The organism is Pseudomonas sp. IC_126 (assembly GCF_004331835.1).
Classification (GTDB): Bacteria; Pseudomonadota; Gammaproteobacteria; order Pseudomonadales; family Pseudomonadaceae; genus Stutzerimonas.
Window position 1 is genome coordinate 524,882 of sequence record NZ_SJSS01000002.1, and the last position, 22,859, is coordinate 547,740.

General features: G+C 64.1%; 18 protein-coding genes. 12 read left to right on the forward strand and 6 right to left on the reverse strand.

The features are described 5' to 3' along the window. The first annotated feature begins 97 nt into the window (after positions 1-97). The 3 genes from recB to E0D86_RS07865 all read left to right on the forward strand — a co-directional run bounded on the left by recB (position 98) and on the right by E0D86_RS07865 (position 6,255). Positions 98-3,643 carry an exodeoxyribonuclease V subunit beta gene (gene recB / locus E0D86_RS07855; RefSeq protein WP_131649453.1) on the forward strand — a complete coding sequence of 1,182 codons (3,546 nt, stop codon included), beginning with the start codon at positions 98-100 and terminating at the stop codon, positions 3,641-3,643. A 196-nt stretch (positions 3,644-3,839) separates the two neighbouring features. Beyond that, a complete protein-coding gene (gene recD / locus E0D86_RS07860) occupies positions 3,840-5,693 on the forward strand; it encodes an exodeoxyribonuclease V subunit alpha (protein WP_131649454.1) in 1,854 nt (617 codons plus the stop codon). Positions 5,694-5,811: 118 nt separating this feature from the next. Continuing rightward, the gene (locus E0D86_RS07865; RefSeq protein WP_131649455.1) at positions 5,812-6,255 is read left to right on the forward strand and encodes a hypothetical protein; all 444 of its coding nucleotides are present in this window, start codon (positions 5,812-5,814) and stop codon (positions 6,253-6,255) included. Here E0D86_RS07865 and E0D86_RS07870 read toward each other — a convergent pair whose 3' ends face one another. Further along, entirely contained in the window at positions 6,256-7,185 is a 930-nt protein-coding gene (locus E0D86_RS07870; protein WP_165914225.1) for an AEC family transporter, read from the reverse strand. A gap of 144 nt (positions 7,186-7,329) precedes the next feature. On the opposite strand from E0D86_RS07870, the gene E0D86_RS07875 reads away from it, so the two are divergent. After that, the gene (locus E0D86_RS07875) at positions 7,330-8,553 is read left to right on the forward strand and encodes a diguanylate cyclase (protein WP_131649456.1); all 1,224 of its coding nucleotides are present in this window, start codon (positions 7,330-7,332) and stop codon (positions 8,551-8,553) included. Here E0D86_RS07875 and E0D86_RS07880 read toward each other — a convergent pair. Continuing rightward, entirely contained in the window at positions 8,539-8,940 is a 402-nt protein-coding gene (locus E0D86_RS07880; RefSeq protein ID WP_131649457.1) for an acyl-CoA thioesterase, read from the reverse strand. The two genes, E0D86_RS07875 and E0D86_RS07880, sit on opposite strands and share 15 nt — an antisense overlap. A 218-nt stretch (positions 8,941-9,158) precedes the next feature. Here E0D86_RS07880 and E0D86_RS07885 point away from each other — a divergent pair, with 218 nt between their 5' ends. The 5 genes from E0D86_RS07885 (at position 9,159) to phoU (ending at position 16,213) form a co-directional block, all read left to right on the forward strand. Next, positions 9,159-10,130 (forward strand): PstS family phosphate ABC transporter substrate-binding protein, encoded by a 972-nt coding sequence (locus tag E0D86_RS07885; protein WP_131649458.1) that lies wholly within the window; start codon positions 9,159-9,161, stop codon positions 10,128-10,130. A 216-nt stretch (positions 10,131-10,346) separates the two neighbouring features. Next, positions 10,347-12,623, forward strand: a complete 2,277-nt coding sequence (locus E0D86_RS07890) for an ABC transporter permease subunit (protein WP_131649459.1) — start codon at positions 10,347-10,349, stop codon at positions 12,621-12,623. Positions 12,624-12,749: 126 nt separating this feature from the next. Further along, positions 12,750-14,366 carry a phosphate ABC transporter permease PstA gene (gene pstA / locus E0D86_RS07895; RefSeq protein ID WP_165914226.1) on the forward strand — a complete coding sequence of 539 codons (1,617 nt, stop codon included), beginning with the start codon at positions 12,750-12,752 and terminating at the stop codon, positions 14,364-14,366. Between the two features lie 105 nt (positions 14,367-14,471). Further along, positions 14,472-15,299 (forward strand): phosphate ABC transporter ATP-binding protein PstB, encoded by an 828-nt coding sequence (gene pstB / locus E0D86_RS07900; protein ID WP_131649461.1) that lies wholly within the window; start codon positions 14,472-14,474, stop codon positions 15,297-15,299. Between the two features lie 188 nt (positions 15,300-15,487). Then, positions 15,488-16,213, forward strand: coding sequence for a phosphate signaling complex protein PhoU (phoU, locus tag E0D86_RS07905; protein ID WP_131649462.1), 726 nt, complete (start codon positions 15,488-15,490; stop codon positions 16,211-16,213). Between the two features lie 236 nt (positions 16,214-16,449). Here phoU and E0D86_RS07910 read toward each other — a convergent pair whose 3' ends face one another. Together E0D86_RS07910 and E0D86_RS07915 are read right to left on the reverse strand one after the other, a co-directional pair. After that, entirely contained in the window at positions 16,450-17,823 is a 1,374-nt protein-coding gene (locus E0D86_RS07910) for a GTPase/DUF3482 domain-containing protein (protein ID WP_131649463.1), read from the reverse strand. Positions 17,824-17,907: 84 nt separating this feature from the next. Then, on the reverse strand, positions 17,908-19,302 hold the full coding sequence (locus E0D86_RS07915; protein WP_371924050.1) for a DUF2868 domain-containing protein: 1,395 nt from the start codon (positions 19,300-19,302) through the stop codon (positions 17,908-17,910). 199 nt (positions 19,303-19,501) lie between these two features. On the opposite strand from E0D86_RS07915, the gene E0D86_RS07920 reads away from it, so the two are divergent. Then, complete coding sequence (locus tag E0D86_RS07920) at positions 19,502-19,747, forward strand: DUF4282 domain-containing protein (protein WP_131649465.1); 246 nt, start codon at positions 19,502-19,504, stop codon at positions 19,745-19,747. Between the two features lie 37 nt (positions 19,748-19,784). Here the strand turns inward: E0D86_RS07920 and E0D86_RS07925 are convergent, their stop codons facing one another. Continuing rightward, entirely contained in the window at positions 19,785-20,906 is a 1,122-nt protein-coding gene (locus tag E0D86_RS07925; RefSeq protein WP_131649466.1) for a glycerophosphodiester phosphodiesterase, read from the reverse strand. A 150-nt stretch (positions 20,907-21,056) separates the two neighbouring features. Between E0D86_RS07925 and E0D86_RS07930 the strand changes: the two genes are divergently transcribed. Together E0D86_RS07930 and E0D86_RS07935 are read left to right on the forward strand one after the other, a co-directional pair. Then, positions 21,057-21,572 (forward strand): dihydrofolate reductase, encoded by a 516-nt coding sequence (locus E0D86_RS07930; RefSeq protein WP_131649467.1) that lies wholly within the window; start codon positions 21,057-21,059, stop codon positions 21,570-21,572. An 85-nt stretch (positions 21,573-21,657) separates the two neighbouring features. Next, positions 21,658-22,305 (forward strand): YitT family protein, encoded by a 648-nt coding sequence (locus E0D86_RS07935; RefSeq protein WP_131649468.1) that lies wholly within the window; start codon positions 21,658-21,660, stop codon positions 22,303-22,305. Here E0D86_RS07935 and E0D86_RS07940 read toward each other — a convergent pair. Continuing rightward, a complete protein-coding gene (locus E0D86_RS07940) occupies positions 22,302-22,757 on the reverse strand; it encodes a metallophosphoesterase family protein (RefSeq protein ID WP_131649469.1) in 456 nt (151 codons plus the stop codon). The two genes, E0D86_RS07935 and E0D86_RS07940, sit on opposite strands and share 4 nt — an antisense overlap. Between the last annotated feature and the right edge of the window lie 102 nt (positions 22,758-22,859).

Consider the following 22,859-nt stretch of genomic DNA (forward strand, 5'->3'; position numbering starts at 1 on the left):
CGAAAAGCTCGTGCACTGTGGAGTGGTCCCTCCGTGGCCGTACCGCATCGTTGCGAAAGCGTGCGGATAAACCCCATGCCGCCTCCGGGGGGTTCGCATGAAATTGGACTTGCTCGATTCGCCCTTCGACGGCCGCTCGCTGATCGAGGCCAGTGCCGGCACCGGCAAGACCTGGACGCTTACGGCGCTCTACGCCCGCCTTTTGCTGGAGCGGCAGCTGTCGGTGGGGCAGATTCTGGTGGTCACATACACCACCGCTGCCACCGCCGAGCTGCGCGAGCGTATCCGCGCGCGGCTGGCCGATCTGCTGGCAGTCTATGAAGGCACGCCCAGCGATGACGACTTTCTCAATCGCCTCCATGCCCGCTACCCGGACGACGCCTCGCGGCGGCGCCTGCTGCTGGCCGTGCACGGGTTCGACGAGGCGGCGATCTTTACCATCCACGGCTTCTGCCAGCGCGCCCTGCAGGACGCGGCCTTCGAGGCGGGCGGCGACTTTGATAGTGAGCTGACCGCCGACGACCGCGAGATCATCGATGCCCTACTCGCCGATGCCTGGCGCAGCGAGCTGGCCGATGCCGATCCAGCCTGGGCGCGGTTTCTGGCCAAGAGCCGGATCACCCCGCTGTGGTTGCGCCAGCGTTTGCGCAGCCATCTGGGCAAGCCCTATCTGCGTGTCGAGCCACAGGGGGCACCGGTCGCGGCTGAGCTGCGTCCGGTCGAGGCGGCATGGCAGCGGGCCGCGGCGCTCTGGCAAGAGGCCGGCAAGGCCTGGATCGCCGAGCTTTTCGCCCACGGCGGACTCAGCCAAAACACCCACAAAAGCATCAAGTTCGAGCCTTGGCAGGGCGAGCTGGACGCCTATTTCGCCGACCCGGCAGTAATGTTCGACCTGCCCGACGGCGCCGCCAAGTTTGGCGTGCGCGCCTTGAGCAAGGCCTGCAAGAAGGGCTTCGACGCGCCCGTCTGCGAACTGGCCCAGGCGCTGGATGAACTGTCCGACCAAGTCGCCGAGGCGCTGCCGGCTGGCAAGCAACGGCTGATCGCGCTGCAGGTGGCGCTGCTCGAACGGCTCAACCGCGAACTGCCGGAGCGCAAGGCGGCGCAACGGTTGCTGGCCTTCGACGACTTGCTCAATCGGCTCGATCAGGCGCTGCAGGGGCCGGTCGGCGAGGATTTGGCGACCTCGCTTCGCACTACTTACCCGCTGGCGCTGATCGACGAATTCCAGGATACCGACCCGATCCAGTACGCCATCTTCAACCGCATCTACGCCAAGGGCAGTGCGGCATCGCTGTGCTTCGTCGGCGATCCCAAGCAGGCGATCTATGCCTTCCGTGGCGCGGACCTGGCGACCTACATCACCGCACGCAATCAGGCCGACCGGCCCTACAACTTGCCGATCAACTACCGCTCCACGCCAGCATTGATCGCTGCGCTGAATCAGCTGTTCGATCATCCGCAACCGTTCGCCCAAAGCGACCTGCAATACCCGCCGGTGGGCGCCGCTGAGAAATCGCGTGCCAGCCTGTGTCTGGTAGAAGAGGGTGAGGCGGCGCCGTTGTCGCTGGTCTGGCTTGGCGACGATCCGCTCGGCAAGGGCGAGGCCGCGCAACTGGCGGCCTGCGACACCGCACGGCGCATCGCCCTGCAGCTGGCTGCTGCTGGCGAAGGTCGTGCCGGTTTTGAAAAGGACGGCGTGTTCACGCCACTCAAGGGTGGCGACATTGCCGTGCTGGTGGCAAATCACCGTCAGGCCGGCATGATTGCCGACGAGCTGGCTGCGCGCGGTGTGCCCAGCGTCCGCCGTGGGCGCGACAGCGTCTGGCGCAGCGAAGAGGCGACCGAACTTGCCGCGGTGCTGGCCGCCTACGCCGAGCCGGGTCGCGAGGGTTTGCTGCGTTACGCCCTGGCTACGCGCTTGCTGGGCCGCAGCGCCGCCGATCTCGCGCGTTGCCAGGACGACCAGCAACAGTGGGACGCCGAGCGTGAAGCCGCCGAACGCTATCACCAGCTTTGGCAGCAACAAGGTTTCATGCGCGTGTTCCGTGCCTGGCTGGACGAGCAGGCCGTGGCCGAGCGGCTGCTGGCGCGGGTTGATGGCGAGCGTCGGCTGACCAATCTGTTGCACCTGGGCGAATTGCTGCAGGCCGAGAGCTTGTTGCGCCCCGGCCTCGAACCCTTGCTCGCCTGGTTCAACGCGCAGCGCGGCAGCGAAGGTGCCGGCGAAGAATCGTTGCTACGCCTGGAAAGCGATGCCGAGCGGGTACAGATCGTCACCATCCACACCAGCAAGGGCCTCGAATACCCGCTGGTGTTCTGTCCTTTCCTCTGGGACGGCAAGCTCCTGGGCAAGAACCGAGACAGCGCCCGCTGCCACGATGACAGCGGTCAGCCGCTGCTGGATTTGGGCAGCGACGAACTGGAAGAAAACCTCGAACGTGCACGTCAGGAAGTCTTCGCCGAACAGCTGCGCCTGGCCTACGTTGCCCTGACCCGCGCCCGTGACCGGCTTTGGCTGCATTGGGGGCCAGTGAGCCTGCCTAAAGCGAAAAAGGATGGCAGCCTGCCGGACGAAGGCCTGCACAGCAGTGCTTTGGCCTGGCTGCTGCACGGTCGGGCGTTGCCCGGCAATGACGGGCTGAAAGAGCTCGGCAATCATCTGGCCGACGTGAACTGCGCCAGCCTGCGTACCGCCATCGAGCGGCTTGTCGCGGTAAGCGAAGGCAGCATGGCGCTGCTATCGCTGGAGCAGCACGAAGCCAGCGCCCAGGGACCAGGTCGCGCGGCACCTCCACAGCAGTTGTCGCAGCTCAACCGCAGCCTGCACAGCGCCTGGCGCATCGGCAGTTTTTCCGGTCTGGCCGCCGGTATGCATATGGAGGCGCCAGATCGCGACGCCCTGGCGATCCCCAATGCCGGCGAGCCGGGCAGCGGCTTTTTCGCCTTCCCTCGCGGTGCGCGTGCCGGTACCTGCCTGCACGCGATCCTCGAAGATTGGGCGCGGGGTAAGGGCGAGCTGCCGGAGCTGGTCGAGCCGGCGTTGCAGGCCTATGGGCTGCCGCTGGAGTGGAAAGAGATCGCCTCCGCCCATCTGCAACAGGTCTTGGAGACCGACCTGGATGGCGCTGGTCTGAGCCTTTCCGGCCTGCAAGCCGCGCGGCGATTGCCCGAGCTGGGCTTCACCTTTCCGGTTCAGGATCTCGATGTGACGCGCCTGCGTACGCTGCTGACAGACCCGGCCAACGGCCTCGCCGGACCTCTGCGCGAGGCGGCGGCTCGCTTGGAGTTCGACAGCCTCAAAGGTTTTCTCAAGGGCTTCATCGACTTGACCTTCGAGCATGATGGCCGCTGGTACATCGCCGACTACAAATCCAACTGGCTTGGCCCGGACGCCAGCTACTACGGCGGCGAGCGGCTGCTGCAGGCGCTCGCCGGTGAGCACTATTACCTGCAATACCTGATCTACCTGGTGGCGCTGCGCCGCTTTCTGCGCCAGCGCCTGGCAGACTTCCGCGACGAGCAGCTGGGCGGTGCCTTCTACCTGTTCCTACGCGGGATGCCCGAGGCTGGCGTGTACTTTGCGAGGCCGGACGATGCGCTGCTCGATGCGTTGGATCGGTTGTTCGAGGAAGGTAGATGATGCGAGACGCATGTTCTGTGAAGTGGGGCGAGCAGAGGTTTGCTTCAGCACAACGCCCATGTGGTGCACTTTTTGGTGGGCTAAAGCCCACCCTACAGGTGGCAAGCCTGGAGTCGGCGCGCTCCAACTTTTCTGTAGGGTGGGCTTCAGCCCACCGCGTGAACGGCGCGACGCCTACCGCGTGGAGGGACGCGCAATGACGCTTCGCTCGGATCTGCCGCTCGGCCCGTTGGAGCGTGCCTTCATTGACGGTTTGCGGCGCCTCGATCCTGAGGCCGCGGAGCCGGTGCTACTCGGCGCCGCGCTGTGTTGCGAGGCGCTTGGTAACGGCGACGTTTGTTTGCAATTGGGGAGCCTGGCCGGCAAACGTCCCTGGCCGGATCACGATGTCAGCCTGCCGCCACTCGCTAGCTGGCGTGAGCAGCTGACGATATCCCCGCTGGTCGGTGGGCCCGATGACTACGCACCGCTCACGCTCGTCGGCGACCGCCTCTATCTGTCCCGTTACCAAGCTTACGAACAGCAACTGGCCGAACAGCTGCTGTCCCGCTCGGCGGATGTGCCGGAGGTAGACGAACCGCAGCTCAGCGAGAGTCTGGCGCGGTTGTTCGCCTTCAATCAGCAAAGCCCCGACTGGCAGCGGTTGGCTGCGGCGCAGGCGGTACGCCGTCGGCTGGCAGTGATTTCTGGCGGCCCCGGCACGGGCAAGACCACCACCGTGGTGCGGTTGCTGGCGGCGCTGCTGGAACAGCCTGGCGGCGAGCGTTTGGCGATTGGTCTCGCAGCGCCCACTGGCAAAGCGGCGGCGCGCATGGCCGAGGCGATTCGCAATGCCAAGGCCAGTTTGCCGATAAGCGATGCGCTCAAGGACGCGCTGCCGGACGAGGCGCGCACGCTGCATCGCCTGCTCGGCAGTCGCGGCGACAGCCCGAAAGTGCGCCACGACGCGGCCAACCCGCTGGCGCTGGACGTGCTGGTGGTGGACGAGGCGTCGATGGTCGATCTGGCGCTGATGGCCAAACTGGTTGTCGCGCTGCCGCCAAAGGCACGGCTGATCCTGCTCGGCGACAAAGATCAACTGGCCGCGGTGGAGGCCGGCGCGGTGTTCGCCGAACTCTGCGAAGGGCGCGGCTTCGACGCCCAGGCAGCGGGTGATTTGCAACGCATCACCGGGCAAAGCGTGCCGGTTGAGACGCCGCGCTCGCGCCTGGGTGATGCGGTGGTGCTGTTGACCCACAGCCATCGCTTCGCCGGCGACAGTGGCATCGGCGAACTGGCGCGGCGGATCAACGGCGGCGACGCCAAGGGTACCGTCGCGTTGCTGCAGGAAGGCCGCGCCGATCTGGCCTGGAACGCGGCGCCCAGCTCGACGTCGCTGATCGAACGGCTGGAGCAGAGTTATGCGCCTTACCTACAGGCCGCACGGCAAGCGGACCCGACCGCTGCATTCGATGCCTTCAACGGCTTTCGCGTACTGACTGCTCAGCGCGAGGGCGCCTTTGGCGTGACCGGCCTCAACGAGGCGCTGGAGGCGCGCTTCAAGCGGCGCCTCGGCGTATCGGCTCGCGAACGCTGGTATCCGGGGCGTGCGGTGATGGTGCGGCAGAATGATTACGCGCTGGGCCTGTTCAACGGCGACATTGGTCTCTGTCTGAAAACCGAGTACGGCCTGCGCGTGTTTTTCGAGGGGGATGATGGCTATCGAGGCTTCGCCCCGGCGCGGCTGCCGAGCCATGACAGCGCCTTCGCCATGACCGTGCACAAAAGCCAGGGCTCGGAGTTCGATGAGGTGCTACTGGCGCTGCCGGAACAACCCAGTCCACTGCTGACCCGCTCGCTGTTCTACACCGGCATTACTCGAGCCAAGCGCAAGGTGGAAATTTGGGCGCTGCCGGCGCGTCTCGCCGAGGCGGTAAACACCCGTGCCGAGCGAGCTGCGGGTTTGGCTGAAAGACTGGTACTACACGAGGCAGCGACCAGAGCCACAGAAGAGCCTCTACCGGGCTCCTCTGCAACCGAGCCGACGGGAGATCAGCTCAGCTTGTTCTGAGCGTGCACAGCTAAGTCAGCATGATCGCAGCGCATCGCAACTTGTTTCGTGAAGCGGTTGTGCGTTTGGGTCGCGCAATTCTGTTCCGATGGCTGTTCGTCGATCACCGGGACACCCGATGAAAACCTTCTTTCTTCTGGTCTGGGGCTTGCTTAGCCTGTTGCTCACAGCGGCCGTATTGCGTGAGCTCTGGCTTGATCCCTCTCTGGCCAGCATTTTGGTGCTGCTGCTGGTTGGCTATTACATCTTCTGCTTCTTTCAGCTGATCCGTGCCGCCTATCTGCCGTGGGGCTTGCTGGGTTCGTATCGGCGCAGCGGTTACTGGCTGTGCCTGATGCTGCAGCCGCTGACGCTGATTCCACTGCATGCTGCCTACAAGGTTTGGGTGCAGGGCGGCTACGTGGCGGTTGAAGCTTCGCGGCGTACCGCATGGCTGCACCATCTGCTCGGTTGGCTACAGGACGCGCTAGGCTATCTCGGGCCCCTGCTTGCGCTCTGCGCGTTGGGTGTCGGCCTGGCAGTGGCGCTGCTGCGCTTGCTTCGCACGCAGGATCTGCGCTGATCATCCGTTCAACAACGTCAGCACCAACGGCAAGCTGGCCGCAGCGAGCAGCGTCTGCAGGGTGATGATGCCGGCCATCAGGTGGCTGTCGCCTCCAAGTTGGCGGGTCAGGACGTAAGCGGTGGGTGCGGTGGGGAGGGCGAAGAACAGCACCAGGATGGTCGTCTCCATGTCCGGTAATCCGAGAGCCAATGCCACGCCATAAGCCAGCAGCGGGACGGCCAGCAGGCGCACCGCGCTGTTCCAGCCCAGCGCCGGGATCTCCCCGCTCAGCTCCTGCGGCTTGAGTGCCGCGCCGACGCAGAGTAGCCCTAGCGGTAAGCTGGCAGCGGCCAGCAGGCTCAATAGTCGATCGGTCCCGGCGGGCAAACCCAGCCCTGCGAGGTTCACCAGTGCACCGGCCAGGCAGGCGAGAATCAGCGGGTTCTTGATGATCGGCAGCAGCAGCGAACGCACGTTGACGCCACGCTCGGCGGTCAGCGCCCACACCGACATCACGTTTACCGTTGGCACCATCAGCGCCAGCATCAGTGCCGCCAGCGCCAGGCCTTCCTTGCCGAACAGGCTGCCGACCGCCGCCAGGCCCAGATAGGTATTGAAGCGTAGTGCGCCCTGGGCAAACGCGCCGAAGCGAGCAGCCGGCCAGCCGCGCATCCGCTTGGCCAGCAACAGTCCGATCCATACCAGCCCCAGTCCGAGCATGACCGCGCCGGCCAGGCGCGGCAGTGCAGGATTGTTCAACGGCGCAGTGGCCAGGCTGCTGAACAGCAGCGCCGGGAACAGCACGAAATAGTTGATTCGTTCGGCGCCCGGCCAGAAGGCCTCGTTGGGGAATTCTTTCAGTCGTAGAAAATAGCCGGCAACGATCAACGCAAATAAAGGCCAGAGGGCGAGCAGAAGGGCAGTCACGCGATACATCCAGTGGTGCATGTAGATAGGCGATTGTGCGGCGTTGCGTTTGTGTCCGCAAGCCAGACGTAGTGACGCTGCACCGAGGCTGGCGCTCATCGGAAAAACGAGCACGATGATGCCTAATTGATATCATGTGCTCGCTTCTGTATATGAGCGTCTCCCATGCGAACCATAGAAACCAAGTCCGCCGAGGATTATCGGGACACACCGTACGGGCAGCAGCTGCTCGATGGTTTCCGACGCCTGCTGTTCGCACCGGACCTGGAACGCGAATTCCGCCGTTATATTGGTCGCCAGGCGCGATTGGCGCAGCAGCTAGGTGCCTGTCTGCTGATCCTGGTGGTCTGCGGTTACCTCTATGTCGAGCACCAGCTATTCGGTGATCACGATCCCGACTGGTTGCGTGAGTTGACCGTGCTGCGCCTGCTGCAGATCGTGCCCGGTCTGGCAATCCTGGTGCTGACGCTGTTCATGCGACGGGCGCGAATCATCGCTAACCGTATGTTCCCGGCGTTCCTTGTGCTGATCGGCGTGATCGCGGCGCGGATCGACATGCAATACGAGCTCACCCAGCCGGAGCTCGCCTTTCGCTATGGCGCCGGCCTGTTGATCGTCTGCTCGTTCTTCTTTCTCGGCGTAACCTTCTGGCGTGCCCTGGCCAGTGCGATGGCGATCGTTCTGTTCGATGTACTGATCGCGGTCGTGGTGCTTTCACCGAGCGAGCTGCTGGTGCACTGGATTTCGGTCAGCTATTACCTGCTGTTGCTGGTGCTCGGAGCGATCAGCCGCTACGTCCATGAATACTCGCAGCGCGAGCAGTTTCTGATGCGCAAGTTGCTCGGCTGGGTCGCTCAGCACGATGCCATGACGGGGTTGGCCAACCGCCGCAGCTTCGATAGCACCTTGCCGCAGACGCTGTTACAGGCGCGGCGCGAACGCAAGCCGCTGGCCTTGTTGTTGCTCGATCTGGATAACTTCAAGGACTACAACGACAGCCTCGGTCATCCGGCGGGCGATGCATTGATTCGGGAATTCGGTACGCTGCTCGCGGGCTTCTCGCGGCGGCCGCTGGATCTGGCGGCACGGGTGGGCGGTGAGGAGTTTGCGCTGCTACTGCTCGATTGTGATGCGCAATCGGCACAGGCCATCGCCGGACAGATACTGCAAAAGTTGGAAGAGCGTGCGTTGCCGCATCCGGCCTCGGTGCATGGTGCTCACGTCACGTCGAGCATTGGCGTGGCGGTGCTGCAGCCGGAGCAGACGCCCGAACAGCTGTATCACGCCGCCGACACGGCCTTGTACGAAGCCAAGCAGGCCGGCAAGAACCGCTACGCAATGAGCGCCGGTCAGACAACCGAGGCCCGCAGCTGCTCAGCGGCGTGGTGATACCGGGCGAGTGCGACCGCTACCGTCGATGGCCACGAAGACGAACACCGCCTCGGTAACCTTGCGCCACTCGCTGGAGACAGGATCGTCGCTCCAGACCTCCACGAGCATGCGAATCGAGCTGCGCCCGACATCCAGCGTCTGGGTATAGAAGGACAGCTGCGCGCCCACCGCCACCGGCACCATGAAGGCCATGCGATCGATGGACACCGTGGCGACGCGGCCGGCTGCCACGCGGCTGGCCATGGCGGTCCCGGCCAGATCCATCTGCGAGACCAGCCAGCCACCATAGATATCGCCGAACCCGTTGGTCTCGCGTGGCAGCGCAGTGAGTTGCAGGGCCAGATCGCCCTGTGGAATCGGATCTTCCTGTTCGTATTCTTTCATCGGTCGACTCGCGGCGCGGTTGTTGTTCTGGCGCGAAAAACCCGCGGTAGTGCGGGCCGGGGCGAGTATAGCGGCTGAATGTTTCAGCAGCGACCGTGCAGTCGCGTCTCCGTTGCCGTAACCAGATTGTCACATTCCGTTCATAGAGTGTTCACGCGGCCTGCAGACAATGGCCCCCGTTCCAACACACTCGAGCACACCCCTGCTAGGAGCAAGGTATGACACTGAATCGTTTGATGGCGGCCCTGACCTTCGTTGCCGCTGGTGTAGGCGCTGCCAGCGCTGTTGCCGCTGTTGATCCGGCACTGCCGACCTATGAGAAGACCTCCGGCGTTTCCGGCAACCTGTCCAGCGTCGGTTCCGACTCGCTGGCCAACCTGATGACCCTGTGGGCCGAAGACTTCAAGCGCAGCTACCCGAACGTCAACATCCAGATTCAAGCTGCCGGTTCCTCCACCGCACCGCCGGCTCTGACCGAAGGCACTGCCAACATGGGCCCGATGAGCCGGCCGATGAAGGACAACGAAATCCAGGCCTTCGAAGAGAAGTACGGCTACAAGCCGACCGAAGTGCCGGTCGCCATCGACGCCCTGGCTGTGTTCGTACACAAGGACAACCCGGTCAAGAGCCTCGACATCGAGCAGGTCGATGCCATTTTCTCCAGCACCCGTCTGTGCGGTGGCGAGCAGGACATCAAGACCTGGGGCGATCTGGGTCTGACTGGCGAGTGGGCCAGCAAGCCGATTCAGCTGTTCGGTCGCAACTCCGTGTCCGGCACCTACGGTTACTTCAAGGAAGAAGCCCTGTGCAAGGGTGACTTCAAGCCCAACGTCAACGAGCAGCCGGGCTCCGCCTCGGTGGTGCAGTCGATTTCCAGCACCCTGAATGCCATCGGTTACTCGGGCATCGGCTACAAGACCTCCAGCGTCCGCGCCGTTCCCCTGTCCAAGGGTGGCGAAGCCTTTGAAGCCAGCGAAGAGAACGCCCTGGCTGGCAAGTTCCCGCTGGCACGCTTCTTCTACGTCTACGTGAACAAGGCCCCGAACAAGCCACTGAGCCCGATCGATGCCGAGTTCCTCAAGCTGGTGCTGTCGAAGCAGGGTCAGGAAGTCGTGGTCAAGGACGGCTACATCCCGCTGCCGAAGACCGTCGTCGACAAGACACTGAAAGAACTGGGTCTGGAAAACTAAGACCTGCTGCCAGGCTTGCGCGCCCGCTGCGAGCCTGATCAAGACGCCCGCCACGCATTTTTGCGCTGGCGGGCGTCGTCGCGTCACCTCGCTGTAATGTTTCTGTCACACGGCTTTATTAAATTAGGCGCCCGACCGGCCCTCCGTAGCCAGTAGAAACGACTCGCTCCCAGAGGCGCGGCAGTTTTAGCGGCCTGAGCGGCCAGGACCCTTCGCATGAACGATATAGAGACCATGAGCGCGAATTCCGATGTGCAACGGCTGGACTTCAATACCCCGGCTCTGCAACGCAAGCGCCGCATTCGCGCGCTGAAAGACAACCTGGCGCGTTGGTACGTCTCCATCGGTGGCCTCGCCGTGCTGGGCGCCATCTGCCTGATTTTCTTCTACCTCGCCCAGGTCGTCCTGCCGATGTTCCAGGGCGCGGAGCTGGAGGCGCGTGATGCGCAGCAGCCCGCCTGGCTGGCCGACGCTGGCGAGCCGCTGTTGCTGGCCATGGAAGAGCAGAACCAGGTCGCCATGCGCCTGGGTAACGATGGCCTGGTGCGCTTCTTCAGCCTGCGGACCGGCGAATCCCTGCGCACCATCGAACTGCCGCTGCCGGCTGACAGCCGCATCGTCTCGGTTGGGCAGGACACGCCGGGTAACCGCCGCATCGTGCTGGGCCTGGACAATGGCCAAGTGCTGGTCGTCGAGCACAACTACAAGATCACCTACCCGAACGGCGACAAGACCATCACCCCGCAGCTGGATTATCCGTTCGGCCAGGAACCGCTGCAGCTCGACCCCGAAGGTCGGCCCATCGCCCACGCCGCGGTCAGCCTGAATGGCAAGACCCTGATGGTCGCTGGCGCCACTGACGGCGCGCTGCAGGCCCTGCGCATCTCCGCCACGGAAAATCTGCTGACCGGTGAGACCACCCTGGAGGAAGATCGCCTGGATCTGCCGCAGCTATCCGAGCCGATCAAAGCGCTGCGCATCGATCCGCGCCATATGTGGCTGTTCGCGGTGAGTGGCCGGGCCAGCGTCGACGTCTTCGATCTACGCCGCAAGCAACTCAACGGGCGCTACAAACTGCTTGGTGGCAAGGGTGAAATCACCAGCGTCGCTGCCTTGCTGGGTGGCATCTCGCTGATGGTCGGTGACTCGACGGGCGGCATCGGTCAATGGTTCATGGTGCGCGGCAGCGATGGTCAGGCCGAGCTTGAGAATGTGCGCAACTTCCAGCTAGGCAGTCAGCCGATCACGCAAATCCTTTCCGAAGAGCGCCGCAAGGGCTTCCTCGCCCTCGACAGTGCCGGCACCCTGGGGATTTTCCACAGCACCGCGCATCGCACGCTGCTGACCGAACCGGTCGCCGAGGGTGCGGCTGTCGCTGCCCTGTCGCCGCGGGCCACCCGCCTGCTGGTGGAGTCGGGCGACCAGCTGCAGCGCTTCGTGATCGATAATCCGCATCCGGAGATTTCCTGGAGCGCGCTGTGGGGCAAGGTCTGGTACGAAAGCTATCCGGAACCGGATTACGTCTGGCAGTCGACCTCCGCGACCGGTGACTTCGAACCCAAGTTGAGCCTCTCGCCACTGGCCTTCGGTACCCTCAAGGCGGCCTTCTACGCCATGCTGCTGGCGGCACCGCTGGCGATCTGCGCGGCCTTCTACACCGCTTACTTCATGGCCCCAGCCCTGCGCCGCAAGGTCAAGCCGGTGATCGAGCTGATGGAAGCGCTGCCGACGGTCATCCTGGGCTTTTTCGCCGGCCTGTTTCTCGCGCCCTATCTGGAAAACCACTTGCCCGGCATCTTCAGCCTGTTGCTGCTGATGCCGCTGGGGATTCTGCTGGCTGCCTGGCTCTGGAGCCGACTGCCGGAAAACGTTCGCCTGAGCGTGCCGGAGGGTTGGGAGGCGGTGCTGCTGATCCCGGTAATCCTGGCGGTGGGCTGGGGCTCGCTGGCCGTCAGCGGCTATCTGGAGAACTGGTTCTTCGGCGGCGACATGCGCTTGTGGCTGACTAACGAAATGGGCATTCCCTTCGATCAGCGCAACGCGTTGGTGATCGGCCTGGCGATGGGCTTCGCGGTGATCCCGACGATCTACTCGATCGCCGAAGACGCCGTGTTTAGCGTGCCAAAAAGCCTCACCCTGGGTTCCCTGGCGCTGGGTGCGACGCCCTGGCAAACGTTGACCCGCGTGGTGCTGCTGACTGCCAGCCCCGGCATCTTCTCGGCACTGATGATCGGCATGGGCCGCGCGGTCGGCGAAACCATGATTGTGCTGATGGCTACCGGCAACACACCGATTATGGAAGCCAACATTTTCGAAGGCATGCGCACCCTGGCGGCCAACGTCGCGGTGGAAATGCCCGAATCGGAGGTGGGCAGCACCCATTACCGCGTGCTGTTCCTCGCCGCGATGGTGCTGCTGATGTTCACCTTCGTGATGAACACGCTGGCCGAGCTGATTCGCCAGCGCCTGCGTCGCAAGTACGCCAGCCTCTAAGGGCCACGCCTGCGGGCACTGACAAGCGTGCAGCCCTTGGCTGCGACAAGATTTCGACAAAGGTATCGATCCGTGAAAAAGGATTCGCTGACAAACTGGATCAAGAGCGGCACTCCCTGGATCTGGATGAACGCCGGTGCGGTCTCCATCGCCGTGATCATGACCCTCGGCCTGCTGGCGGTGATCGCTGTGCGCGGGCTGGAGCACTTCTGGCCGGCCGACGTCATGGTCGCCGATTACCAGGTGCCAGGTGCCGAGCCACGCGTGCTGGCCGGCGAGCTGGTACAGGCCGAAGAGGTACCGCGTGCCCGTCTGGCCGCCAGCGGTTTGCCGGTGGACGTCGAGGGCGGCGAGTTCATGACCCGCGAGTTGCTCAAGGTCGGCAACCGTGAGGTCTATGGCGCGGACTTCTCCTGGGTCGTCGGCGAATGGTTGAGCAACCCGCGCAAGCCGGCTGAATTGATCGTCATCGAGCGTCGCGAATGGGGCAATTTCTATGGCGAGCTGCTGAGCGTCAAGGAAAGTGGACAGCTGGTAGCCGAGGGTGATGCCGCCTGGGCAGAGTTTCAGCGCCGCATCGAGCGCATCGACGAGCTGCATGCGCAGATTTCGCATCTGGAGAAGGCCGATATCGGCCGCATCAACCATGGCCTCGAGCGTTTGCGCCTGAAGACCCGCAAGCTGGAGCTCGACGGTGAACTCGATGCCGCCGCGCAGGCGCAGCTGGACGCCGAGCGCGCCCAGTGGGATGCCGAGTACAAGGCGCTCGAGGGCGAACTGGTGTCGCTCTACCAGAGCTTCAACCGCGACAGCATCGTCGTGCGCACCATGGACGGTCAGGAAAAGGAGATCACGCTCGACAAGGTCGTGCGCGCCTATCGACCGAACGCCATGTCGGTGGCCGACAAGCTGGGCTTCTACTTCGCCAAGGTCTGGGAGTTCGTCAGCGACGAGCCACGCGAGGCGAATACCGAGGGCGGCATCTTCCCGGCGATTTTCGGCACCGTGCTGATGACCATCATCATGGCGGTGATCGTTACTCCGTTCGGTGTGATCGCGGCGGTCTATCTGCGTGAATATGCCAAACAGGGCGTGCTCACCCGCATCATCCGTATCGCGGTCAACAACCTTGCCGGTGTTCCGTCCATCGTCTACGGCGTGTTCGGCCTGGGCTTCTTCGTCTATGTACTGGGTGGCTCGCTCGATCGCATCTTCTATCCCGAAGCGGCGCCGGCTCCTGTCTTCGGTACGCCAGGCCTGATGTGGGCGTCGTTGACGCTGGCGATCCTCACCCTGCCGGTGGTGATCGTTGCCACCGAGGAAGGCCTGGCGCGCATTCCGCGGATGATCCGCGAAGGCTCGTTGGCCCTCGGTGCGACCAAGTCGGAGACGCTCTGGAAGGTTGTATTGCCCATGGCCAGCCCGGCGATGATGACCGGCCTGATCCTCGCCGTGGCCCGAGCGGCCGGCGAAGTGGCGCCGCTGATGCTGGTGGGTGTGGTCAAGCTGGCGCCTTCGCTGCCGCTCAACGGCAACTACCCTTACCTGCATTTGGACCAGAAGATCATGCACCTGGGCTTCCATATCTATGACGTCGGCTTCCAGAGCCCCAACGTCGAAGCGGCGCGGCCGCTGGTCTACGCGACGGCGTTGCTGCTGGTGCTGGTGATCGCGACGCTCAACCTCAGTGCGGTCGTCATCCGCAACCACCTGCGCGAGAAATACAAGGCGCTGGACCATTAACAGCAGCTGCACGCTTTAAGCGGCAAGCCTCAAGAAAAGTGAGGAGTGCCGGTTTGAGCTTGCGGCTTGTAGCTTGCAGCTTGTGGCTGCGAACGGAGTGAGCACATGCAATCGAATACCCATTCCATCGACATTTCCGCCCTTGGCCGCGACAAGCGCAGCCTCAGCCTGGCCGACGAGCCGGTGGCCATCGAGGTGCCGGATCTGAGCCTGTACTACGGTCAGAAGCAGGCGCTGTTCAACGTCAGCATGAACATCCCGCGCCAGCGCGTGACGGCCTTCATCGGCCCGTCCGGTTGCGGCAAGTCCACGCTGCTGCGCTGCTTCAATCGGATGAACGATCTGGTCGACGGTTGCCGCATCGAAGGCGCCATCAACCTTGATGGAACCAACATCTACCGCAAGGGTGAAGATGTTGCCGACCTGCGTCGCCGTGTTGGCATGGTGTTTCAGAAACCCAACCCGTTCCCGAAGAGCATCTACGAGAACGTGGTCTACGGCCTGCGCATTCAGGGAATCAAGCAGAAGCGCGTGCTGGACGAAACCGTCGAATGGGCGCTCAAGGGTGCAGCGCTGTGGGAAGAAGTGAAGGACCGCCTGCATGAATCGGCGCTGGGCCTTTCCGGCGGTCAGCAGCAGCGTCTGGTCATCGCTCGGACCATCGCCGTGCAGCCCGAAGTGCTGCTGCTCGACGAACCCAGCTCGGCGCTCGACCCGATATCGTCGCTGAAAGTCGAAGAGCTGATCTACGAGCTCAAGGCTAAGTACACCATCGTCATCGTCACCCACAACATGCAGCAGGCCGCCCGCGTCTCCGACTACACCGCGTTCATGTACATGGGCAAACTGATCGAGTACGGCGATACCGATACGCTCTTTACCAACCCGGCTAAGAAGCAGACAGAAGATTACATCACCGGCCGCTACGGTTGATGTCTGGCCATGTCAGAGCGCGCCCGACGGCGTCGGCGGAACTTGCCGTACAAAAACGTACTGTCTGCGTTCCGCCTCCTTGCCGGACACACTCTGCCAAAGCCCAGACGGGCTCGCGTGGTTTCCAATTTACCTGGGTGCGCTGCGCACCAGCGCCGCCTAGCGGCAGCCTCCTCGGAGCGAAAGACATGATCAGCAAAGACAGCCACACCCAACACATCTCCCAGCAGTTCAACGCCGAGCTGGAAGAGGTGCGCAGTCATCTCCTGGCCATGGGCGGGCTGGTGGAGAAGCAGGTCAACGACGCAGTCACCGCGCTGATCGAGGCCGATTCCGGACTGGCCCAGCAGGTGCGCGACGTCGATGATCAGATCAACCATATGGAGCGCAACATCGATGAGGAGTGCGTGCGCATCCTCGCCCGTCGCCAGCCAGCGGCCTCCGACCTGCGGCTGATCATCAGCGTCTCCAAGTCGGTGATCGATCTCGAGCGCATCGGCGACGAAGCGACCAAAATCGCCCGCCGCGCCATCCAGCTATGCGAAGAAGGCGAGTCGCCGCGCGGCTACGTCGAGGTGCGTCATATCGGCGACCAGGTGCGCAAGATGGTGCGCGAGGCACTGGACGCCTTCGCCCGCTTCGACGCCGACCTGGCGTTGTCCGTGGCGCAGTACGACAAGACCGTCGACCGCGAATACAAGACCGCCCTGCGCGAGCTGGTCACCTTCATGATGGAAGACCCGCGCTCGATCTCCCGCGTGCTCAACGTCATCTGGGTGCTGCGCTCGCTGGAACGCATCGGCGACCACGCCCGCAACATCGCCGAACTGGTGATCTACCTGGTGCGCGGCACCGACGTACGCCACCTGGGCCTGACGCGTATGGCGGAGGAAGTTGCCAACAAGCGCGACTGAAAATCGGCGGGGCCTGTTGGTGGGCTGAAGCCCACCCTACATAACTGAACCTTGAGGCTGGCTGGTGGTGGGCTGAAACGACCGGAGTGCGTCGACTAACGACCGCTCGGTGGGCTGAAGCGGAACGCCGCCCGGCCCACCCTACATGACTTCTGCCGCCACAGTTTCGTAGGGCGGGCCGCGCGGCGTTCCGCGTAGGGTGGGCTTCAGCCCACCATCGGGACAGGCGAGCCGGGTCAGCTCCCGCGCAGCTCTGCCTGCAATGCATCGAGCGCTGCCTGGCGTTCGCTGTCCTGCAGCCGGGCGCCGGGGTTGAGCGAAGACCATGCCGGATGCGCCCGGCAGCGCTGTAGCGCTTCGGGTAGCTTGCCCTCGCGCCAGGCTTTGTCGTCCGGTGCATTGAGGCGGATGGCGTCCATGGCGGCGTGGCCTCGGGCGGCGAGGGCGATCAACAACTGCCGTTGACGCAGGGCGAGCAGGCGCAGCACCGCATCGTCGACGGTCAATTCTCGCTGGCCTTTGAGCTTGCCGAGCAGGCGGTTGCCGTAATGCCTGGCCGTCTGTGCGCCGCCGCCCGCGATGGCGCCGAGTAGCGCGGCGGCGCCGAGGGTGATGCCGCCGACCATCAGATCCACGCCGGCCCCGGCGGCTGCGCCCGCGGCCATCCCCCCACCGATTTTCACGCCCAGCTGTTTGAGCGTTTCGGGATTGAACAGGTCATCGCCCCAGCGGCCGTCGAGCAACGGCAGGTCGGCAGCGGCGGCGTCCTGTAAGCGAAAGCCGTAGAGGCGCAATAACGCTTCAACACAACGCTGCTCGCGGGCGCGCACGGCGTCGTGCAGTTCGCGGATCGCGCCGCGTTCCAGGTCCGGCTGGGCAGCGACGCTGCGACGACAGGCGGCGACATCCACCAGCAGCTCGGCAATGAGCCGATTGCCCTCGCTCAGCCGAGCAGCGGCCTGGGCTTCGTGATCATCGATCAGTCGCTGTAGTTTCGGGCGGGACTGCTCCAGCAATAGCGCCAGGCTTTCATAGAGCCGGCGTTCACCATCGATCGGCGGCGCCACGCTGTCGAAGCGCACCAGCGCATGCAGACCCAGCCGTGCCAGCGCTTCGCGCCACTGGTCTTCCCGGTGACCGGGCTGGGCGACGAAATTGAGCACCGGCAGCAGCGGTTTGCCGCAGCTGGCGAGCACCGCCAGTTCGTCCTTGTACTTGGCCAGCACCGGCTCGCGGGCATCGATCACATAGAGTCCGGCGTCGCTAGCAAGCAACTGGCGCAGCACCTTGGCTTCCTGCTCGAAACGCTGGCGCGCCTCGCTGCCGTCGAGAAAACGTGCGGTGCGCGCCGGACCATCGAGACGTTCGCCGGGGCGTTCGATTCGCTCCAGGTGGTCGAGCAGGGCGATGGCATCTTCCAGGCCGGGCGTGTCGTAGAGTTCCAGCAGCGGCTCGCCTTCGACCGACAACCGCGCGCCTTCGACGTGGCGGGTGGTGCTCGGTCGATGCGAGACCTCGCCAAAGCCGACATCGCGGGTGAGGGTGCGCAGCAGCGAGGTCTTGCCGACGTTAGTGTGGCCGACCAGCGCGAGTTTCAGAGGGGCGCTCATAGGAGGCCTCCGCCGCTCTGCAGGAAGGCAAAGGGTGGCTCAGCATTGGCGGGTTTCATTCGTCCGGCGATTTCGACGTGGTCATCAGTCATGACCGCTCTCCAGCCAAATCAATGGCGCGCTGCAGGAATGGACTATCCCAAGGCTATCCAGCGCCTGCCGCCAGTCCTCCAGGCGGTGACTATCCAGCGCCTCGCCGACTGGTGCCTGCAACAGCCAGACCCGCGTCTCATTGGCGCAACGGCTCAATTCGCCGATCAGGGCAAGCGTGCCGCGATCCGGCGAGCGACGCGGGTCGCAGGCGATGGCCAAGCGCTGCGGTGGAAACCGAGTCAGCTGATCGAGCAATCGACGGCGTTGCTCCCGGTCGTCCAGCACGCCGGCATCGGCGACCGAGTCAGGCAGCTTCGGTGGCCACGGGCGGCTCTGGTCCAGTTCGATGGCCACGAGAACGGCGCCTTCGCTGCCGTTCAATTGAGTGCCGAGGCTTGGGGCATGCAGTTGGGTCGGTGCCGCGTCGCTGACGCCGAGACGTTCGCTGGGCGGTTGCAGCCGCTCGCGCAGCAGGCGGTAGGCGGGCAGTTGCAGATCCAGACGCAGCTGCGCACGACCGCGTCGCCAGCGCCACAGGCAGAACAGCGCCAGCAGTAGCCGCGGCAGCAGCCCATAGATGAGCACCACGCCCACCAGCCAGCCGGCCCAGTTCTGACGGGCGTTCTCGAGGTCGTTGCTCAGCGCACCACTAGCGCGAATCTGGTCGATATCGGGGACGCTGAACCCCAGCAACGACGGCAGAGCGCCGAGCGCCTGGGTCAGCCCGACGAAGGTGCCTTCGCCGAGTATGGTGGTTTCCCAGACGAAGCCATAACGCCGCGTGGCCAGTAGCGCCAGCAGGGTAACGAGCGCGCTGGACATCGCTAACAGCCACAGGCCATGCACACCCAAACCCAGCAGCCAACGCCCGAGGCGACGTCGTTCGAGCACCGCCAATAGCGCCGGTGCCAGTTGCACGGCGCGTGCGTCGCGGGCGAGCTTTTCGCTGAGCCAGAGCCACAATCGTCCCAGCGCGCCGCCGCTGTCGCCGGCCAGAGCGAAGCCAAGCAGCCAGCCGAGCAGCGTTAGCAGATTCAGCCCGAGCAGACTGCCCAGCGCCCAGAACACATTGACCGGTTGCTGCCCATCGCCAAGCGCTGCCCACGCCAGCCCGGCACCGGTGAGCAGCGCGAGCAAGACCAGCGCGAAGCCGGCTAGACGCGCGCCCTGCCACCAATGCTTCTGGGCCTCGATCAGCCCGTCGCGGTGGGCCAACCACAGCGCGCGTCGCTCGATCAGCTCGGCAAGATCGCCGCCCTGCGCACGAGCTTGGCGGTTGGCTTCGGCATCGTCCAACGGCCCTGCGTGTTCTTCGCGCAGACGCACGGCTTCGGTCAGCCAGAGGCGGTCGAGGGGGTCGGGTAGCGGCAGGTGAGGTGCGGGCACACGGCTTCTCATAGTGGACGGCTCGGTCCTGAGAATAACCGGTGCCGATCCGAAGGGTGAAATGGCTATCCAGCTGGAGCGCCGGCCGACTCTGTTAGCATCCGCCGCCGATCATCCCGCGGTTCGCCGCATCATCTGCCAGAAATTCGCCAAGCGGCGCTTTGTCTGCCGCTCCTGTGCGCTTCAAAAGGACGTTGCCATGAAAGACATCTTCTTTTTCGACTCCATGCTGACGCCGAAGATCATTATCTTCATCTACTGGTTGGGCTTGATCAGCGTGGTCGTCGGGGCGATCGCCACGATGTTCAGCGATTACGGCGGAGGCTTCTGGTCCGGCCTGGGTGTGCTGCTGTTCGGCCTGATTGGTACGCGGGTCTGGTGCGAGCTGCTGATCGTGCTGTTCAAGATCAACGAGAACCTGCAGAAAATCGCCAATCGTGAGTGATCGGCTGAGGGCGGCGTCCTTGCCGCCAGAGTGCTAGTTATTCGCCCTGGGAGCGTACTTTCACCGCGACATCCGGGTGATCGATGAACAGCCCGTCGATGCCCGCATCAAGGAATGCACGGATTTCCGTTTCGATGTCGCCGCGATCGGCGGGCGAGTCACCGGCGCGCAGATTGGTCGGCAGGAAAGCGTTCTCGGCGCGGAAGGTGTAGGGATGCACCTTGAGTCCGGCGGCGTGGGCGTTCGGGACGAAGTCGGTGGCTTGGCCCAGGTTGCCGTTGGCGTCGCGCGGGATGATGTAGCTCTTCTCTGGCCCGACGCCCGCTGCGTATTGCGCGATGGTCCTGAGCCCTTCGGCGGTGGCCATCTGTGCGTAGGTCAGGTCGCTGCCGCGCACTTGCTGGTCGTACGGCTGGCCGCCGCCGAACAGCTGAACCAGACGCAGCTGCGTCAGGCGGCTCAGGGCTTTCAGGTTTTCCACTTCGAACGACTGGATATACACCGGCGCATTGCGTCCGGCGTAGCCGTTGCGGTGAAGGGTGCGCACCAGCGGTTGCTCCATGGTCAGACCAAGTTTTTGGAAATGCGTCGGATGCTTGGTTTCGATGTAGAGGCCGATGCGTCGGCGCTCGCTCAGCTGCAGGGTTTTCACCAGGTCGATGATTTCCTGCAGCGTGGGGATTTCCAGGCTGCCATCGAGACGGGCGTTGCCGGGGCGGATGTCCGGAATGCGCTCGATGGCGCGCAGGGTCTTCAGCTCGGCCAGGGTGAAGTCTTCGCTGAACCAGCCGGTCAGGCTGACCCCATCGACCATCTGCGTGCGCTTGCGATCGGCGAATTCAGGATGCTGGGACACATCGGTGGTCAGCCCGAGTTCGTTGTCGTGACGGGCGACCAGCTCTCCGTCGCGTGTCATCACCAGGTCCGGCTCGACGTAGTCGGCGCCCTGCAGGACGGCCAGGGCGTACGAGGCGAGCGTGTGCTCGGGAACGTAGCCGCTGGCGCCGCGGTGGGCGATCACCAGCGGATGGGGTTCGTTGTGGTTGCCTTGCAGCTTCGCCTCGCTGGCCGAGTTTGGGGAGGCGGCGAAGGCGACTATCGGCAGCAACAGGCCGCAGGCGGTGAACCAGTGGCGCAGGGTGAGAGTAGAGCGGACCATGGGGCGTCTCCGTGGGAGGGGAGCGATCAGCCTGAAGCGTAACAGTGACGCCCGCTTGACGCTTCGGTGGAACGAACATGACGGTTCGATGTTATTGACGTTAATTCGACGCCGCTGACTGCCCGTGGGCCCTCTGCTATTCTCGCCGCCATGACTCAGACCTCCCTTCCCCTCGCCATGATCGCCGCGCTCGCGGAAAACCGTGTCATTGGCCTCGACAACCGCATGCCCTGGCACCTGCCGGCCGATCTCAAGCACTTCAAGGCGATGACCCTCGGCAAGCCGATCATCATGGGTCGCAAGACCTGGGACTCGCTCGGGCGGCCGTTGCCGGGGCGGCTGAACCTGGTGATCAGCCGTCAGCCGGACCTGCGGCTCGAAGGTGCCGAGACGTTCTCTTCTCTCGACGCTGCGCTGGTTCGCGCCGAGCAATGGGCGCGCGAGCAGGGTGTCGACGAACTGATGCTGATCGGCGGTGCGCAACTCTATGCCCAGGCGCTGGGCCAGGCGCAGCGCCTGTATCTGACCCGTATCGAAGCCGCTCCTGACGGCGATGCGTTCTTTCCGAGCTTCGACGAAGTCGAATGGCAGCGCAGCGACTGTCAGACGCATCCCGCCGAGGGCGAGGCGCCGGGCTATCGTTTCGAGACCTGGCAGCGGCGCTGAATCACCCATCGTTCCTTGATCGACGCCAAGTCTTCGCCTGGCGTCAGGCTCTATGCTTTTCGCTCGTTTGCCACGAGACATTTCCATGCAGAACAACAGACCGGACGCCGGCCAGGCGATGACGATCGCGGCGATATTCGTGCGCCATCCGCTCTGGGAGGATGCGTTGGCCTTGGCGCTGGGCACCGCGATGGTGGCGCTGGGCATCGCCTTCTATAGCCATGCGGGACTGCTGACCGGCGGCACGGTGGGCCTGGCCTTTTTGCTCAAGTATTTCGCCGGTTGGCCCTTCGGACTGGTGTTCTTCACGCTCAACCTGCCGTTCTACCTCTTGGCGATCTGGCGCATGGGCTGGGGTTTTACCCTGCGCACCGTCGTTGCGGTGGGGCTGGTCTCGCTGCTGGCCGAGCTGACGCCACACTGGATCCGCTTCGCCGAATTGAACATCTACTACGCGACGCTGTTCGGCGGCTTCGCCATGGGCGTCGGGCTGTTGATGCTGTTCCGCCACCGCGCCAGCCTTGGCGGGGTGAACATCCTGGCGTTGTATCTGCAGGAACGCATCGGCATGCGCGCGGGCACCTTCCAGATGGGTATCGATGCGCTGATCGTGCTGGCGGCAGTCTTCATCGTGCCGCCGGAAAAGGTCGTGCTATCCGTGCTCGGTGCGGTGGCGCTGAATCTAGTGCTGGCGATCAACCATCGTGCCGATCGGTATATGGGCGTCAGCTAGCCCAGCGTAACCAGCTGCGGGCGGGGCTGGCCGTCCTCGATGTCCAGCAACGCCAGGCTGATCGGCAGCGTGAAGCGGCGCCGCCCGGCACTGCCCGGGTTGATGTAGAGCACACCGTCGATCTGCTCGATCTTCGGCTGATGGGAATGCCCGGCGATCACCACGGCGATACCGGCGTCGGCAGGGTTCAGCTCCAGTTCCTTGAGATCGTGCAGCACGTGTATGCGCAGCCCGCCAAGCTGCAGATCCAGCCGCTGGGGGATCTCGGCGGCCCATTCACCGCTGTCGACATTGCCGCGAATCGCGTCCAGCGGCGCCAGCTCTCGCAGCGCGTCGAGAACTTCCGCCTTGCCGATATCGCCGGCATGGATGAGGCGGTCGCAACTTTTCAATGCGGTCACCGCTTCGGGCCGAAGCAGGCCGTGGGTGTCGGAAATGATGCCGATGCGCATGCGGACTCCAGTCGTTCGAGTGTGCTCCAGGTTAAGGCAACCGAGACTTGGCCGCGGTTCGATGTTGCGGCAGTCTGATGCTCGAACGAACAGAGGCGAGTC